This window comes from Stenotrophomonas bentonitica (genome assembly GCF_013185915.1).
GTDB classification, from domain to species: domain Bacteria; phylum Pseudomonadota; class Gammaproteobacteria; order Xanthomonadales; family Xanthomonadaceae; genus Stenotrophomonas; species Stenotrophomonas bentonitica.
The window spans coordinates 1,510,715-1,527,521 of sequence record NZ_JAAZUH010000001.1 but is presented as its reverse complement, the minus strand read 5'-3'; the positions used below and the strand labels follow the sequence as shown (position 1 = coordinate 1,527,521).

The 16,807-nt window shown below is 61.7% G+C and carries 15 protein-coding genes; 11 read left to right on the top strand and 4 right to left on the bottom strand.

Annotated elements, in window-relative coordinates; all coding sequences use genetic code 11:
- The first annotated feature begins 41 nt into the window (after positions 1-41).
- Positions 42-383, top strand: a complete 342-nt coding sequence (locus HGB51_RS20275) for a hypothetical protein (protein WP_246233549.1) — start codon at positions 42-44, stop codon at positions 381-383.
- Positions 384-438: 55 nt separating this feature from the next.
- On the opposite strand, the gene HGB51_RS06750 is transcribed toward HGB51_RS20275, so the two are convergent.
- Entirely contained in the window at positions 439-1,020 is a 582-nt protein-coding gene (locus HGB51_RS06750; RefSeq protein WP_070207492.1) for a hypothetical protein, read from the bottom strand.
- A 372-nt stretch (positions 1,021-1,392) separates the two neighbouring features.
- On the opposite strand from HGB51_RS06750, the gene HGB51_RS06745 reads away from it, so the two are divergent.
- The 6 genes from HGB51_RS06745 (at position 1,393) to HGB51_RS06720 (ending at position 5,668) form a co-directional block, all read left to right on the top strand.
- Positions 1,393-1,755 carry a hypothetical protein gene (locus tag HGB51_RS06745; RefSeq protein WP_070207517.1) on the top strand — a complete coding sequence of 121 codons (363 nt, stop codon included), beginning with the start codon at positions 1,393-1,395 and terminating at the stop codon, positions 1,753-1,755.
- Positions 1,756-1,801: 46 nt separating this feature from the next.
- The gene (locus HGB51_RS06740; protein ID WP_171966765.1) at positions 1,802-1,963 is read left to right on the top strand and encodes a hypothetical protein; all 162 of its coding nucleotides are present in this window, start codon (positions 1,802-1,804) and stop codon (positions 1,961-1,963) included.
- Between the two features lie 77 nt (positions 1,964-2,040).
- On the top strand, positions 2,041-2,946 hold the full coding sequence (gene rimK, locus HGB51_RS06735) for a 30S ribosomal protein S6--L-glutamate ligase (RefSeq protein WP_070207493.1): 906 nt from the start codon (positions 2,041-2,043) through the stop codon (positions 2,944-2,946).
- A 233-nt stretch (positions 2,947-3,179) separates the two neighbouring features.
- Complete coding sequence (locus HGB51_RS06730; protein WP_070207494.1) at positions 3,180-3,656, top strand: hypothetical protein; 477 nt, start codon at positions 3,180-3,182, stop codon at positions 3,654-3,656.
- 7 nt (positions 3,657-3,663) lie between these two features.
- On the top strand, positions 3,664-4,341 hold the full coding sequence (locus HGB51_RS06725; protein ID WP_070207495.1) for a response regulator transcription factor: 678 nt from the start codon (positions 3,664-3,666) through the stop codon (positions 4,339-4,341).
- Positions 4,304-5,668 (top strand): sensor histidine kinase, encoded by a 1,365-nt coding sequence (locus HGB51_RS06720; protein ID WP_070207496.1) that lies wholly within the window; start codon positions 4,304-4,306, stop codon positions 5,666-5,668. The genes HGB51_RS06725 and HGB51_RS06720 overlap by 38 nt, the downstream gene beginning before the upstream one ends.
- A 75-nt stretch (positions 5,669-5,743) precedes the next feature.
- On the opposite strand, the gene coaE is transcribed toward HGB51_RS06720, so the two are convergent.
- The 3 genes from coaE to HGB51_RS06705 are packed head-to-tail and all read right to left on the bottom strand — an operon-like array spanning position 5,744 to position 8,507.
- Positions 5,744-6,352 (bottom strand): dephospho-CoA kinase, encoded by a 609-nt coding sequence (coaE, locus tag HGB51_RS06715; protein WP_070207497.1) that lies wholly within the window; start codon positions 6,350-6,352, stop codon positions 5,744-5,746.
- 24 nt (positions 6,353-6,376) lie between these two features.
- Positions 6,377-7,240: a prepilin peptidase gene (locus HGB51_RS06710; protein ID WP_070207498.1), complete on the bottom strand. Its 864-nt coding sequence runs from the start codon at positions 7,238-7,240 to the stop codon at positions 6,377-6,379.
- Positions 7,241-7,247: 7 nt separating this feature from the next.
- Complete coding sequence (locus tag HGB51_RS06705) at positions 7,248-8,507, bottom strand: type II secretion system F family protein (protein WP_070207499.1); 1,260 nt, start codon at positions 8,505-8,507, stop codon at positions 7,248-7,250.
- Positions 8,508-8,864: 357 nt separating this feature from the next.
- Here HGB51_RS06705 and HGB51_RS06700 point away from each other — a divergent pair, with 357 nt between their 5' ends.
- The 4 genes from HGB51_RS06700 (at position 8,865) to HGB51_RS06685 (ending at position 16,620) form a co-directional block, all read left to right on the top strand.
- Complete coding sequence (locus HGB51_RS06700; protein ID WP_070207500.1) at positions 8,865-9,269, top strand: pilin; 405 nt, start codon at positions 8,865-8,867, stop codon at positions 9,267-9,269.
- A 162-nt stretch (positions 9,270-9,431) separates the two neighbouring features.
- A complete protein-coding gene (pilB, locus tag HGB51_RS06695) occupies positions 9,432-11,156 on the top strand; it encodes a type IV-A pilus assembly ATPase PilB (protein ID WP_070207501.1) in 1,725 nt (574 codons plus the stop codon).
- 173 nt (positions 11,157-11,329) lie between these two features.
- Positions 11,330-15,973 (top strand): RHS repeat-associated core domain-containing protein, encoded by a 4,644-nt coding sequence (locus HGB51_RS06690; protein WP_171966764.1) that lies wholly within the window; start codon positions 11,330-11,332, stop codon positions 15,971-15,973.
- Complete coding sequence (locus tag HGB51_RS06685; RefSeq protein ID WP_070207503.1) at positions 15,964-16,620, top strand: hypothetical protein; 657 nt, start codon at positions 15,964-15,966, stop codon at positions 16,618-16,620. Before HGB51_RS06690 ends, HGB51_RS06685 begins: the two co-directional genes overlap by 10 nt.
- Positions 16,621-16,807 lie beyond the last annotated feature (187 nt).

Below are 16,807 nucleotides of genomic sequence, written 5' to 3'. Positions count from 1 at the left end.
CGCAGGGCCTGGTAGTCACCTCCGGCTTCGTGAACCTGTCCGTGGCCAACGCTTATGGGACTGTCGGCCGGTTGACGTTGGTCGAATCCGCCAACTGGACGTATCTCGCCGGGCAAAGCTCGGATTGGTCCAGTTCCTGGGGGCCGGTGCGCGGCAACGGTAGCTTGGAAATCACCTACAACGGAGCAACGGCTACCGTCGCAGGCGGGGGTAGCAGCAGCAACACGGCGCGTCCTGGCAGCCCAACGTCATTCACCGCCAGCAATCAGACGGTGAACTTCAACGGCAAGCGCGTGGAGTTTGAGTTCAGGGGTAGCGCGTCTACAGACAGCGGCTCCGTCATACGCGGCAACGTTGCGTTTTACTACCGCGTCCTGCCTTGATTTAGGCATCAGAAAGCCCCGCAAATGCGGGGCTTTTTGTTGCATTGCGGTCGGCTTAGTTGGTCTGCGCCAGTAGGCCCGGGGTCAAGGTGAAGTTGCCCAGGTTGCGCTCGGTGCCCTTGCCTTCTTGGTAAAGCACCTGGCCCTCCGCAACGAGGTAACCCGGGCCGGCGGCGTAGTCGCCTCCGGAGAAATAGGCCCCACCTACCTTTTCAGGCCTGCCCCGCTTCACCATGCGGCCCGAAACCATAGGATTCTCCGCGTAGAACGATACGTCTGCGGAGGTGGGGAAGACAGAGCGAGTATGCGGGTGGGAGTGGATGGAGACGTTCAGGGCATGCATCCCATCCGGCACGTTGCTCCGGCTCATTGAACAGGTCATCGCGCCTTTGGTGCTCCCCAAGCGAACGCCAAACCGCTCGCTGCCTGCCGACTGGGCCACCATGCCGCAGACTTCGTGACCGCTTTCGCGGGTGTGCTGGTCCAGTGCGGGGGCAATCCGGAGGAGGAAATCGTTCAAGGCTTCCCCCGGTTCGCTGACGAACTCCCCGACGGGCTGGGGCGGGGCCGCTGACGCGTGGAACGGGAGCAGCGACACGGTGGCAGCGAGAAGGGTCCCAACGGCAAAACGATTCATGGCGTCACTCCGTTCTTGAGTGACGACCCACGACCCTGCTAGGCTGCGCAGGTATCGTTTCAGGTATCGTTTTCTAGCCCGCCGACCTGCTCCTTTTGTGCAGAATCAATGGGTTAGGCGGGTTTGGGACTTGTTCCCTTCACCCGCTCCACGGTTTGCAAGGCAAACCATGGAGCGTGGCGGCCATGCCTCCACAACCCCGCGCCTGTCGGCGCGCCCCCTTTACTAAAGGGGGCTGTTTGGGACCTTTTCTTCCCTGTGTTTTCAGACGTGCGGGTGGGTCCTCCTCGCTGCGACTCCTTTTGTCGGATTTCCCTCTCGATTCGCTTGCAGTACTCCGCCACGCTGTGCGCGATGGTGTGGAGAAGACTCATGAGCGATGGATCAGGCGCGCCGGCCACTAGCGATCTCAGTGATTTGATCGGGACAATCTGGTCTCAGGTTGTCGGGCAGGTCAACACGTTGATCGATGCACACAAAGCGTTTGGCTTTTTTCAGTTCAACGAGAACTTGAATCCAACGCTGGCTGACGTGTTGACTGGACTGGCGTTCATTGATTTTGCACTTACCAGGTTCCTCGAGAGTGGCAAGTTGGAGTTCGACGAGCAGCGCAATGCCATCAACTCGAAGCAGTGCATTCTAAAAATGAAGAGCCTCAGCCTGGCGTTGGACCAAGGCAACAAGGCGGAGTTCGAGAACATCATGTCTGAGCTGAGAAGCCAGTCCAAGTTCTGAGCGGTATGACCCCACCCGTAATCCTTGAGCACCCCTGGAGAAGATGATGAACAGCGTCCACCTGAACTTTGATCTGTACGCCCTTGCCCAGCCGAAGAGCCGGGAAGACCTGGTTGCGCTGGCAGTTGAGGTCATCAGCGAGCTCGACAACATCGACAGTCACCTTGCGGCGGCGTTCGCCCGGTGCAAGGCGTCTGCGGCTGCCTGAAAGGCCATTTTCCGACCTCATCCGATCTTCCACGCCGCACGCTATGCTTCGCGTCTTTCCCCACCCCCGAAGCTGCGATGAAACTGGCCATCCTTTCCCGCAACAGCAAGCTGTACTCCACGCGGCGGTTGGTGGACGCGGCGCGGTCGCGGGGGCATACCGTGCGGGTACTGGACCCGCTGCGCTGCTACATGCGCATTGCCGCCAACGGCTTCACCCTCCACTACAAGGGGCGGCCCATCACCGGGGTGGACGCGGTGATTCCGCGGATTGGCGCCTCCATCACGCGCTACGGCACCGCCGTGCTGCGCCAGTTCGAGATGATGGGGGCGGTCACCCCTAATCCCTCCGACGCCATCCTGCGGGCCCGCGACAAGCTGCGCGCGCACCAGATCCTGGCCTCCAAGGGCATCGACATGCCGGTCACCGTGTTCGGCGACAACCCCGACGACACCGTGGACCTGCTGTCCATGCTCGGCCCGCCGCCGCACGTGGTGAAGCTCAACGAGGGCACCCAGGGCAGGGGGGTGATCCTGACCGAGAAGGCCAGCGCCTCGCGCGGCATCGTCGAGGCCCTGCGTGGGCTGTACGCCAACTTCCTGATGCAGGAATTCATCGGCGAAGCCCAGGGCGCGGACCTGCGCTGCCTGGTGGTGGGCGACCACGTGGTGGCGGCCATGCAGCGCCAGGCGCCGGAAGGCGACTTCCGCTCGAATCTGCATGCCGGCGGCAGCGCCCGCGCAGCCAAGGCCACCCGCGCCGAGCAGCAGGTGGCCGTGCGCTCGGCGAAGGCGCTGGGGCTGGGCGTCGCCGGGGTCGACCTGATCCGCTCCAGCCGAGGCCCGTTGGTACTGGAGGTGAACTCCACCCCGGGCCTTGAGGGCATCGAAGGCATCAACCAGGACGACCTTGCCGGGCGCATCATCGAACACGTGGCAGGGCAGGTGGCTGCCATTAAAAAGCCAGTAAAATCAAGGCATTGAAAATTAGTTGTGGGCGCGTGGCCGGTTTTAACACCGGTTTAATCGCCCCCCGCGTAGGCTTCAACGGACCGCAGCTCTGCCCTCCTCAGCAGATAACGGTAATCGGGAATGACTTCAGGCCCAGGCGGGATCCGCCTGGGCCTTTTTCCATCCCTGCCTTGGCTCACTTGCTGAGGTAAAGGCAGCGGGGATACATTCGGGGTTCCGTTCAGTAAAACTAAGGATTGGTTGCAATGAAACGTATGATTCTGGCCGCCGGAACCGCGGTCCTCCTGCTGGCACTCGGTACCGCGCAGGCTGCCGCCAAGGACGAGGTGTTCGCTCCGGGCAAGCCGCTTGCCGAGCAGATGCAGCGCATCGAGATGGAAATGAACGACGGAAAGACCTATTCCGAGCTGCGCCTGGAAGACCGCAGCAGGGTCCGCGAAGCCTTGGGGCGCATGCGTGGCGTGCTCGACCAGTATCCGAGCCAGAACGGAATTTCCGAGGCAGCCAAGATCGAGCTGTACAACGACCAACAAATTGTGAACACGGTTTTGACGCAGGCGCGCGAAGATAGCCGTCAGATCTGTACGCGCGAAAAGACAACCGGTTCCAATCGCGCCACGACGCAGTGCAGGACCGTTGCCCAGCGCGAACGCGACAAAGCCAGTGCCGAGCGCGACATGAGTAAGGTCCAGCGCGGCGGTGGCAAACTCACCGACTTCTAGAGGTCACATGCGAATTCTTGTAATTGAAGACAACAGCGACATCGCCGCCAACCTGGGCGACTACCTCGAAGACCGCGGCCATACCGTGGACTTCGCGGCCGACGGCGTAACCGGCCTGCACCTGGCGGTTGTGCACGAGTTCGACGCGATCGTGCTGGATCTCAATCTGCCGGGCATGGACGGCATCGAAGTCTGCCGCAAGCTTCGCAATGAAGCGCGCAAGCAGACCCCGGTGCTGATGCTGACCGCACGGGATTCGCTGGACAACAAGCTGGCCGGTTTCGACTCCGGTGCCGACGACTACCTGATCAAGCCGTTCGCGCTGCAGGAAGTGGAAGTGCGTCTGAACGCCCTGTCGCGACGCGGCAAGGGCGTGCAGACCCGCGTGCTGGAAACCGGTGACCTGGAATACAACCTGGACACCCTGGAGGTTCGCCGCCAGGGCAAGCTGCTGCAGCTCAACCCCACCGCCCTGAAGATCCTGCAGGCGCTGATGGAAGCCGCACCGGCCGTGGTCACCCGGCAGGAGCTGGAAACCCGCGTGTGGGGCGAAGAGCTGCCCGATTCCGACTCGCTGCGCGTGCATATCCATGGCCTGCGCGCCGTGGTGGACAAGCCGTTCGAGGTTCCGTTGATCCAGACCCGCCATGGCATCGGATACCGCATCGCCGCCCCGGAAGTCTGATCCGGTGAGCGACAGGGGGAACCGCCGCCGCGCGCCGTACCGGCGCCGGCTGCGCAGCCGCATCATCGTCTCGTTCGTGCTGTTGGGCTTCTGCCTGACGGCACTGTTCGCCTTCGCCACCAACATGGCCCGCGCGCGCGTGGAGAACCAGCTGGTCGAAGACGTGATGAACCGCAACATCAACGAATACGCGCACCGGTTCTTCGAAGATCCCAGCAAGAATCCCGACCTGCCGGTGCAGCAGATGCGCGCGCGCATCGTGGGGCCCGACAAGTTCGAAGCGCTGCGCCTGGAAGAGCCGGACTGGTACGAGTTCAAGGACGGCATCCACAGCCTCGGCGGCGTGGACGAGCATGGCGAGCGCTTCTCCTACAAGCTTGCCGTACGCAAGACCCCTGAGGCCTGGTTCTTCCTTGCCTACGACATGACCGAAAGCCTCAAGGGCGAAGGCCAGTTGAACCGCGCGCTGTTCTTCTCGGTACTGGTGTTCAGCGCCTTGTCGCTGGTGCTGGGCTGGTGGTCGGCCTCGAAGGTGATGAAACCGGTCTCGGACCTGGCCGCGCGACTGCGCGCGTATCGGGGTGGTACCAGCGATCCGGAGCCTTTGGCCCCGCGCTTCCCCGACGACGAAGTGGGCCAGCTGGCCCAGGCCCTGGACGACTACTCCGCGCGCCTGACCGAAGTGGTCCAGCGCGACCGCGAATTCAATGCCGACGTCAGCCACGAACTGCGTACCCCGCTGGCGGTGATCCGCGGCGCCACCGAGCTGCTGCTGACCCGGCCCGACCTGGACCCCAAGGTGCTGCAGCGCCTGCAGCGCATCCAGCGCGCCGAACAGCAGTGCACCGACTTGATCGGCTCGCTGCTGCTGCTCTCGCGCAACGAGCGCGGGCAGGGCAGCAGCAATGTCGCCCGCGTCGCCGAGCAGCTGCTCGACGCCCACCGCGCCCAGCTGGGCGGCAAGCCGCTCGAACTCATCCTGGAGGGCGACCGCGAACTGGTCATCGACGCCCCCGAATCCGCGCTTTCCGTGGCCCTGGGCAACCTGATCGGCAACGCCGTGAAGTACTCGCAGGAAGGCTCGGTACGCGTGCGCGTCACCGACAACCGGGTGGAAGTAATCGACAGCGGCCCCGGCCTGAGCGCAGAAGACGCGGCCAAGCTGTTCCAGCGGGGCTACAGGGGCACCCATGCAGGCCACTCGCAGGGCGGCGGCATCGGCCTCTCAATCGTCAGCCGCCTGTGCGACCTGTACGGCTGGCAGGTGAATGTAAGGCCGGGCGAAGAGCGTGGCGTGGTTGCGACGCTGACGTTCGCACCCGCGTGATCCCACCACGGTAGAGCCACGCCCTGCGTGGCTGCACTTCGCTGGACACCGCGCCCAGCCACGCAGGGCGAGGCTCTACCCCGCGAATCCCCGATACACCGCATCCAACCGCTCCACCTCGGCCTGCAACTGCTCCGGGTGCCCATCATTCACCACCACATCATCGGCCAACGCCAACCGCTCCTCGCGGCTGGCCTGCGCCGCGATCATCCGATCCGCCAGCTCGGCCGTTGAACCATCGCGCAGCATCAATCGCGCATGCTGCACCGCCACCGGCGCATCCACCACCAGGATCCGGTTCAACCACGGGTAGTGCTGCCGGCCACCGGCTTCAGTCAGCAGCGGAATGGCAGCGATCGCGTAGGGGCTGGTCGCCTCCTCACAGGTCCGCCGCAGCAGCTCCCGGATGGCAGGGTGGGTGATCGCCTCCAGCGCCTGCCGCTCCTGCGCCGAAGCAAAAATCCGCTCGCGCAACGCAGCACGATCCAGCTGGCCATCGGCCAGCAGGATCCCGGAACCAAAATGATCAACGATCCGCGCCAGCCCCTCACTGCCGGGCGCCACCACCGCGCGGGCGGCCACATCCGCATCGGCCACCACGATGCCCAGCGCCTCGAACCGGCGGCTAACTTCGCTCTTGCCGGCGGCCACGCCGCCGGTCAATCCCACCACGAACTGGCTCATCGCCGTGCCCTCATCGGGGTGTCCTCAGCGCAGGCCGGACATCCGCAGGTAGGCCTCGATCAACGGCTCCCCCCACATGAACACGATCCAGCCCGCAATGGCCAGGTACGGCCCGAACGGGATCGGCGTGGCGTGGTCGCGGCCCCGCGAGTACAGCCAGATCGAGCCCAAGATCGCCCCGATCACCGACGACAGCAGGATGATCGGCAGGATGCCCTTCAAGCCACACCAGGCGCCCAGCGCCGCCAACAGCTTGAAATCGCCGTGGCCCATGCCTTCCTTGCCGGTGATCTGCTTGAACAGCCACCACACGGTCCAGAGCGACAGGTATCCCGCAATCGCCCCCAGCAATGCCGGTTTGGCCGGCATGTACAGGTTGTCGATGCTGCCTATCAGCCCCAGCCACATCAGCGGCAGGGTGAGCTGGTCGGGTAGCAGCTGGGTGCGCAGGTCGATTCCGGAGAGGGCCACCAGGAAGCAGCTCAGCACGATCGCGCCAAAGCCCTGCCAGCCAAACCCGAACTGCCAGACGCTGGCCACCACCAACAGCGAGGTGACCAGCTCCACCAGCGGGTACTGCTTGGAGATCGGTGCATGGCAATGACGGCACTTGCCGCGCAGGGCCAGCCAGCTGAACAGCGGGATGTTCTCGTACCAGGACAGCTTGTGCTTGCAATGCGGGCAGTGCGAAGGCTCGACCACGATCCCGGGCGGTGGTGGCTCGTAGATGTCCGGCAGCTCCAGCACCTCGCGGGCGTCACGCTTCCACTGCCACTCCAGCCGCTTGGGCAGGCGCAGGATGACGACGTTGAGGAAGCTGCCGATCAACAGCCCCAGTGCGGCCGCGGCGGGATAGCCGAGGCCGGGATGCTGGTCAAGAAATGCCATGTTTACCTTAGCCGACGACGGCGCCGAGTTTGAAGATGGGCAGGTACATGCCGATCACCATGCCGCCGACAATGGTACCAATGAACACCATGATCATCGGTTCCAGCAGGCTGCTCAGGGCGTCCACGGCATTGTTGACCTCCTGCTCATAGTACTCGGCCACCTTGAACAGCATGGTGTCGAGCGCGCCGGCCTCTTCGCCGATGGCGGTCATCTGGATGACCATGTGCGGGAAGCGATTGACCTGCTTCATGGCCATATTGACCGGGTAGCCGACCGACACGTCGTCGCGCATGCGCAGCACGGCTTCTTCGTACACCTTGTTGCCGGTGGCGCCAGCCACGATGCCCAGGGCTTCCACCAGCGGCACACCCGCCTTGAAAGTCACGGCGGTGGTACGGGCGAAGCGGGCAATGGCGCTGTTGTTCATGATCTCGCCGATGACCGGCACCTTTAGGATCAGGCGATCCATGGTGTGCTGCATCCTAGGCGAGCGTTTGTAGGCGAACAAAAATCCGAAGATCGCACCGCCGACCATCAGACCCATCAACCACCAGTAGGACACCGTAAACCGCGAGAGGCTAACAATCATCTGAGTGAAGGCAGGTAGCTCGGCACCAAAGCCTGAGAAAACCTCTTCAAACTGAGGCACCACGAAGATCAACAAGATTGCGCTGACGATGATCGCGACAGCTACCACCATGGCCGGATAAAAAAGGGCCTTCTTGATCTTGCCCTTCAGAGCTTCGATGTTTTCTTTATAGGTCGCAACAGTATCCAGCACCGTCTCAAGAACACCCGCTCCTTCGCCCGCTCGGACAAGGTTGCGGTACAACTCGTCGAACTGTACCGGGTACTTGCTGATAGCCTCATACAACGACGAGCCGCCCTCGATATCAGTGCGGATACCGTCCACGAGCTTCTTCATGCGAGGATTCTTGTGCCCGCTGCCGATGATCTCCAAGGCGCTCACGATCGGAACGCCGGACTTCATCATGGTCGCCATCTGGCGGCTGAAGAATGAAATGTCCTTCGGTCCCACGACCTTACCGGCCGCCCCGAACAAAGGTTTGGGCTTTGGTTTGACTACGCCAGGCATGATGCCCTGACGACGCAGCTCGGCGCGCAGCATGTTGGCATTCTTTGCCACCTGCTCGCCCTTCATCTTCACACCCCGCTTGTCGGTCCCCTCCCAGACAAACGGCTGCATCTCCATGGTGCTACGCGCCACGGGCTCTTTCTTGATCGCACTACGGCTGACAGACATGTAAGGCTCCCCGGCCGCGCCATCCCCAGGCGGGCTTCTCGCCGAATGGTAGCCGGTTCCGGGCCGGAGTGGCATCCCTCTTGCACGGCAATCCGTGACCTGTGGCAGGGTCTGGATCCGTCACAAGGTGACGCAGAGGGTCACAATGCCGGTCAAGTCGCACTTTGTTGCCGAAGGGGTTCCAATTCTCAAGATTGCTGCCATCATTGCGCCGGGGAAATGCTGGGGAGCATTGCTGAGCACTTGGCACGCAACCTGCTATCAACCACCCGCACGGGCGTCAGCCTTGCTCAGCCGGTCCGCCGGCCAGGCCTCGCACCGGTGTTCGCTTATTACTTACCTCTAGGGGATGTACACATGAAGAAGCAGCAGGGCTTTACCCTCATCGAACTGATGATCGTTGTCGCGATCATCGCCATCCTGGCCGCCATCGCACTGCCGGCTTACCAGGACTACACCATCCGTTCGCGCGTCTCGGAAATGGCTGTGTTGGCTTCGGGTGCAAAGGCCACCATTGGCGAGAACATTGCCAATGAGAACGAAATCAATGCCAATGCCTGCCGTGGGGTTGCTGTGTTCGCTACGGCTACCACCAACACCCAGTCCCTTGAGTGTGCTGATGGCGTGATCACCGTGACCGGCACCGCCAAGGCTGCGGACGTGGTTCTGACCTACACCCCTGACCTGGCAGCTGCCGGCATCACTTGGGTTTGCGAGTCTGCCAGCGACGATAAGTACCTGCCGGCCGAGTGCCGCGGTTAATCGACAAGTTCGACGCTGAGGCCCAAGGGCCCGGTATCACTTGACGACTGAAGGGGTCCTGCGCAAGCGGGGCCCCTTTTTTTATCGTTGATCCTGTGCGACCAAGGCGTGCAAGCCTGGGCGCGCTGAGATACCTTTAACGAAGACCGCAAAGGAACTATCGTGAACGCACAAACGGCCAATCTAGTGGGGATCACCGGCATCGCCCGTCGCTTGGTTCAGGACGGCGCCTTGGAAGAGGCTGCCGCGCGTGATGCGATGGCCAAAGCCACTGCTGCCAAGCAGCCGTTGCCCCAGTGGTTCGCCGAAAAGAAGCTGGTCACTCCAGCGCAACTTGCGGCGGCCAATGCGCTCGAGTTCGGCATGCCGCTGTTGGATGTCAATGTCTTCGATAGCGCGCAGAGTGCGATCAGCCTGGTCAGCGAGGAGTTACTTCGTAAGCATCACGTGCTGCCGCTGTTCAAGCGCGGCGGCAAGCTTTTCGTAGGGACCAGCGACCCAACCCATTCGCTGGACGAGATCAAGTTCCACACTAATCTGGTGGTAGAGCCGATCTTGGTCGATGAAGACCAGATCAGGCGCACCCTTGAACAGTGGCAATCCAAGCACGACACACTGGGCGGTTCGCTCGGCGGTGACGACGAGGGAATGGGTGACTTGGATGTCTCCATTGGCGACGAGGACGGCGCTACCACCGAATCGGGCGTAGACGCGAAGGGCGACGACACCCCGGTGGTTAAGTTCGTCAACAAGGTGCTGGTCGACGCAATCCGCAAGGGCGCCTCGGACATCCACTTCGAGCCCTACGAGGACGACTACCGGGTCCGCTTCCGTATCGATGGCCTGCTCAAGAACGTGGCCAAGGCCCCGGTCAAGCTTAATCAGCGTATCGCGGCCCGCCTGAAGGTCATGTCCCAGCTGGATATCGCGGAAAAGCGAGTTCCGCAGGACGGACGCATCAAGCTCAACCTGTCCAAGACCAAGCAGATCGACTTCCGTGTCAGCACGCTGCCGACCCTATTCGGTGAGAAGGTGGTGCTGCGTATCCTGGACGGCAGTGCCGCCAAGCTGGGTATCGACAAGCTGGGCTACGAGCCCGAGCAGCAGAAGTTGTTCCTGGACGCCATCCACAAGCCGTACGGCATGGTGCTGGTCACCGGCCCGACCGGTTCGGGTAAGACGGTGTCGCTGTACACCGCGCTGGGCATCCTCAACGACGAAACCCGCAATATTTCCACGGCCGAGGATCCGGTCGAAATTCGACTGCCCGGTGTGAACCAGGTGCAGCAGAACGTGAAGCGCGGTATGACCTTCGCGGCGGCCCTGCGTTCGTTCCTGCGACAGGATCCGGATGTGATCATGGTCGGCGAAATCCGAGATCTGGAAACCGCTGAGATCGCGGTCAAGGCCGCGCAGACCGGTCACATGGTGCTGTCGACTCTGCACACCAACGACGGCCCGCAGACGATCGCGCGTCTGATGAACATGGGCATCGCCCCGTTCAACATCACCAGCTCGGTAACCCTGGTCATCGCCCAGCGCCTGGCACGTCGCCTGTGCAGCAACTGCAAGCGCCCGGCGAACCTGCCGGACAACGCGCTGTTGGCCGAAGGCTTCACCCAGGCCCAGCTGGATGCGGGTATCAACCTCTACGAGCCGGTGGGCTGCGAAGAGTGCACCGAGGGTTACAAGGGCCGTACCGGTATCTACCAGGTCATGCCGATGAGCGAGGAAATCGCGGTGATCGTGCTGGAAGGGGGCAATGCCATCCAGATCGCCGAGGCGGCGCAGCGGGCGGGGATCAATGACCTGCGCCAGTCGGCGCTGGTGAAGGCGGCTGCGGGTACTACCAGCCTGGCCGAGATCAATCGCGTTACCAAGGACTGACCAGGCGGGCGACCTCAAGCTTCAACGAACCAGGGGCCCTGCACTGCGGGGCCTCTGATTTCGTGAGGTTAGTTCAGTACTGTTTCACCGGCGAATGCCATCATCCGTGCCAGTGGTCAGATGAGCGAACGGAATGCGACACCGAACCTATGTCGCCCTAAATGGATTTAGGTATGCAAACTGCAGTCACATGGAATATGGGCTACTTGATCGCCTCTGCGAATGTGGCGCTGCGCCGGGCGTTGTTCTCCGCTCCGATTCGCATGGTGCTGGCCATGCTGGCTTCAGTGGGCTTCGTGGTGTCAGCACATGCTCAAGCTCCGCAGGAATGGACGGCAACCGGACATTCCGGAACGTTTCCTAGCGAGTCTGCCGCATTGGCTGCGATCCGTGCTCTGGGCGGGCGATACGCGCTCGCTGAAGTAATTGAATCGGTCTCGGTATCAGCGGCGGGAGACAAAGTGAGCTATGGGTACAAGGCCAAGCCCCGACCCCTAAACATCAGCGAATGGGCCTATAGCGGGCAATATGCCGTTGGCTCCCCATTCTCGTCTGAGGAGGCTGCTCTGGCCAGCGCCTTGGCCAATCTCAATTCTCAGCATCCAAAATGCGGTTTCACCTCCATCGAAGTGGTCAAAGACTGGTGGTTGTCCCAGTCGAGCTATGGAATTCCAACTGCATACAATCTGAATTTGAAGGCCGAGGCCGCTGAAGGCTCAGGTTGCTCTAAAACTTGGACGCTGCAGCACTTTAAGAGGCGAACGGTCGAGTGTCCTCCACGTATGGCCTACAGCGGGGGAGAGTGTGTAGCTAACAATATCGCGTACGCATCCACCAAGTTGCCTCCATGTGATCCGTGCGATAAGCGCGGCAATCCTGTGAGCGTCACCAGTGGGAGCAAGGTTCAGCGAGAGAGTGATTTTTCGACCGGATGGCTTGATTTCTATCGGACTCTGAACTCGTCACATCAGGCCGAAGGTGGGCTTGGCCGATACTGGACCCATAGCCTGAACATGAGGCTCTACGGCGCGGTTGCAACTCGGTCGGTTGTTCTGTATCCAAGTGGCGCCATGGTTGGCTTCATGTCCCGCCAAGCCATCGATGGTTCTGGCGCAACACTTCGCACAAGCGGCGCTGACACCATCCTATCTCTGGAGGATGGCCTCTACCGCTTCAACGGTTCTGGTCGTTTGTATCGAGTCGAACGCTTTGCCGGCGATACCATTGACATCGAGTTCGACGACCGAAAGCGCATCGCCCGCGTAAAGCACTCCAGCGGTCGGAGCATTCAGTTCGGCTACTCGAGCGCTCTTGGCTCCGGGGAGTCCGACCTGGCGTACATCCAGGATCAGAATGGCCCGCTAGTAACGTACGGCTACGACGGGCAGGACAGGCTGGTAAGCGCCACTTACCGCGACGGATCAGCACGTCACTACCTGTACGAGCATCCCGCCTACAACTATGCCCTGACGGGCATCGAGGACGAGACGGGCACCAGATACGCCACCTACACCTACAACGCAGACGGCCTGGCCACCTCATCCGAACACGCCGGCATGGCGCAGAAGGCCGACTTCCAGTACCAATCCGACGGCGCCACCGTGCATACCAATGCGCTCGGCGCTGTTGAGCGGATCACATTCACGGGTGCAGATCCATATCGCAAGATCGCCTCGATCACCACGCAGGCCGGCACCGAGTCGTGGACGTATGCTCCTTACTCAGGAACAGGTTCCGATTTCCGGCGCCGCGTAAAATCGCATGCACACCGCTCCGGCCGGATTGATCTTTTCACCTATCAGGACCTCACTGATCCTGTGCTGGGCGAAGTAGTCATCAAGCGCGAAACCGAAGCCAGTAACCGCGCCGAAGCAACAGTCACCGAAGTATGGCGGCGCCGCGACACCAACCAGATCGTAAAGCGCGTAAGCAGTGCGAGCACCCAGACCTGGGTGCACAACGCGCGCGGGCAGGTAGTCCAGGAAACCACGGTCACGCCGGCCGGTGCGAGCCGCACCACTACCAACACCTACTGCGAGCAGATCAACCCGCAGATGGGCTGCCCGGTGCTTGGCCTGCTGCTGTCTGTGGATGGCCCCCTGCCGGGTACTGCAGACATCGTGACCTACACGTACTACCCGGAGGACGCACCTGGTTGTGCCTCCGGTGGCGCTGCCTGCATCTATCGAAAGGGCGACCTCTGGAAGACCATCCAGCCGCTCGGCATCATCACCGAGGTGCTGGCCTACAACGGAGACGGCCGCCCTCAGCTGGTGATGGACCCCAATGGGGTCGTGACCGAGTATCAGTACACGCCGCGTGGCTGGCTGGCGTCCACTACGGTGAAGGGGGCAGATGACGCCTCTACTGCGGACGATCGCGTTACGGCCATGGAGTACCTGCCCACGGGCCAGGTAAGTCGCGTAACTAGCCCGGACGGAAGCGTGGCCAGCTACGAGTACGACGCCGCGCAGCGGTTGATCAAGGTGGGCGATGGAGCGGGCAACACTATCCAATACACTCTGGATGCCGCTGGCAACCGGATACATGAATCCTACCGAGGCCCCGACGGACAGGTGACCCGCACGCAGTCCCGCGTGTACAACGGGCTGAGCCAACTGGTGACGCTGGCCGACGGGCAGGCAAACCCTACTGACTTCACCTATGACGCTGTGGGGAATCAGGTCTCGGTAACGTCGCCGCTGGGCCACGTGACTCAGCAGGAGTACGACTCGCTCAACCGCCTCAAGCGCACCCTGCAGGACGTGGGTGGCATCGGCGCCGAGACGGGGTTCAAGTACGACGCAGAAGGCAACGTGGTGGAGGTCAGCGATCCCAAGGGTTTGAAGACTACCTACGCCCGAAACGGATTCGGCGACGTCCTGACCCAGGTCAGCCCAGACACCGGAACGACAACCTTCACCTACGACAGCGCGGGCAACGTGCTGAGCCGGACGGATGCGCGCGGGGTAACGGCGAGCTACAGCTACGACGCACTCGGGCGCACCACGGCGGTAACCTTCATCGACCCCGCAGCCGACATCCACTACGTCTACGACCAGCCTTCCAGCCAATGCACTGAAGGCGAGCGTGCAGGCGTGGGCCGGCTCGCCAGCATGATCGACCCCAGCGGCCGCACGGACTACTGCTACAACCTCATGGGCGATCTTGTCCGCCGCGTGCAGGTTACGGACGGGCAGGCGTTGACGCTGCGCTATGCCTACGAGGCCTCTGGCCGACTGCAGTCCATGACCTACCCGGACGGCAGTCTGGTCGACTATGGCTACGATGCGCTTGGCCAGGTCATCAGCATGGGGGTCACCCCGGCCGGTGGTAGCCGCGAAGTACTGCTGCAGGGCCTGAAGACGCTGCCTTTCGGCCCGGTGACGACCTGGACCTTCGGCAATGGTCGCCGGCTGGATCGCAGCTACGACCAGGACTATCGCCCGGTCGCCATCAGCGACGCGCGCGATGGGCTGAATGTTGCGTTTGGGTTCGATCCGGTGGGCAACATGACCTCGCTGACCGATGTGGGTCAGCAAGGGCAGGGTGCGACGCTGGACTATGACGCACTGGGGCGCCTGACTGCGTTCAAGGACGCGCGGACTGGCGTGGCGATTGAGCAGTACAGTTATGACGCTACTGGCAATCGGCTGAGCTTTGCCAACTCGGCGGGAACCCAGTTGTATGTCTACGCGGCTGATAGTCACCGCTTAACGTCAGTGCATGGAGCTACTCGCACGTACGATACAGCGGGCAATACCCTGACAATCGGGAGTGAGTGGCAGTACGCCTATGACCTTGCTGGTCAGCTGAGTAGTTCGACCGATGCGGCTTCCGTGCAGGCCACCTACCGCCACAACGCCGCTAGACAGCGTGTCCTGCAGCAGGCGGGCGCTGAAAGAGCGCTGCACCTGCATGGGCAGGGTGGTGAGTGGTTGGGCAGATATGCAGAGAGCGGTGCCCCTGCCCAGCAGGTCGTATGGCTCGGATCGCGGCCGGTGGGGCTGTTACAAGCCGGAAGAATCCTCTACATCGAATCCGACCATCTGGGTTCGCCACGCGCTGTAATCGATCCGCAGCGTGATGTGGCAGTTTGGAGTTGGAGCATGCTGGCTGAGGCGTTCGGATCAGCCGCCCCGTCCGAGGATCCTGATCAGAATGGAATAGCGGTGACGTTCGACCTTCGCTTTCCTGGGCAGCGATACGAGTTGACGTCAGGGCTGAGCTACAACTATTTCAGAGACTACGAGGCCAAGTCGGGGCGCTATTCACAAAGTGATCCCATTGGCTTGCAAGGTGGCCCGAGTACATATGCATACGTTGGCTCAGCCCCGCTGAGCTTCGCTGATCCGCTCGGACTCGAGAAAAACAAGCGGTGCGTAGTTGCGGCAGAGGTTGTAGGAGTGGTCTGCGGGACACTCGGAGGAGCAGTTCTTGGTGGCAATCTCGGTGCCGCAGGTGGTGGGGCCGCATGTAGTGTCACCGGGCCTGGCGCCTTGGTTTGTGCGGGTGCAGGCGGACTTTCGGGGGCTGCAGCGGGTGGATTCGTCGGGGGAATTGCAGGTCAGAAGGCCGGAAGAGCCGCTGGTGAAGCCTTCTGCCCGGAGGATGGTGAGCGGTGCGACAAAAAGCTTGATACGGCATTGCTGCGGCGTGCAGGAATTGATGGGCACGCGGTTAAAGAGGATTGGCTCGGGACCAACAAGGGTATCTCCTTCTACGATCTATGTGGTTGCGACGACGGGCGTATAGTTGTCAAGCGTATGGGATGTAGGGGGGCTGTAGTCGAGGAGACAAACTACCGATGGAAGTGAATAGTCATGAGGTGCTCGTAGAGTTACTCGGGACTCATCCAGCTAGTGATCAGGAAGTAATCATCGCCCAGATGGACAGCGACAAATACACGATTGAGAATGTGGCGTCGTTGGTTGGGTGCGTACTTGGGAACGCTGTCGCAACTCTGGCAGACGGGCTGCGAACGCTTAGCCCACGCCTTAAAGTTCGTGTCCGGAGCGACGAGGGGCTCAGGCCTTGCCTTAACCTTTCCGCAGCGAGGATTCGTCAGATAGCGTACGCCTCCGCCTCCTTGGACTTCGACCATTGCTCCGTTGCCACAATAATCGAGGAAGACGAGGCACAAGAAGCATATCGAGGGGAGTCCGTAGCACGGCCGGAACTCGTCGTAGTTTTTGTTGGCGACTCGCCTACCTCTGGAAAGGAGGTTGTCCTCTCTCGTTTGAGTCGTCAGTGGTACACGCTAGACGATCTACAAGCCACTGTAGCTGAGGCAATCGCCGGCGCGACTCAACAGGTGGGGGAAGACATTGCATTGTGGGACCCGCAGGTTGGCGTTCGTCTCTCCAGTGAACGCGGCATCCATGCAGCCCTCTATCTTCCCGCTGAACTGATTCAAGCTATTGCGTCGTGCGGTGCATCGTTGGACTTTGATCCATACGTGTGACGTTCGGTGTTTCTTGGATGGGCAACTCACGACACCTTCCGACAGAAGGATATGCGACCCTATGCCGAACTACCCTGCTCATGATGACGGGCGTGCCTCCAGAAGCAGTGCCCTGCAGGGCGGACTGCCAGATGAATAGTGCACTTCGGCTCCTATTCGGCGAAGTCGCGGCTCATCGGGTCATTGG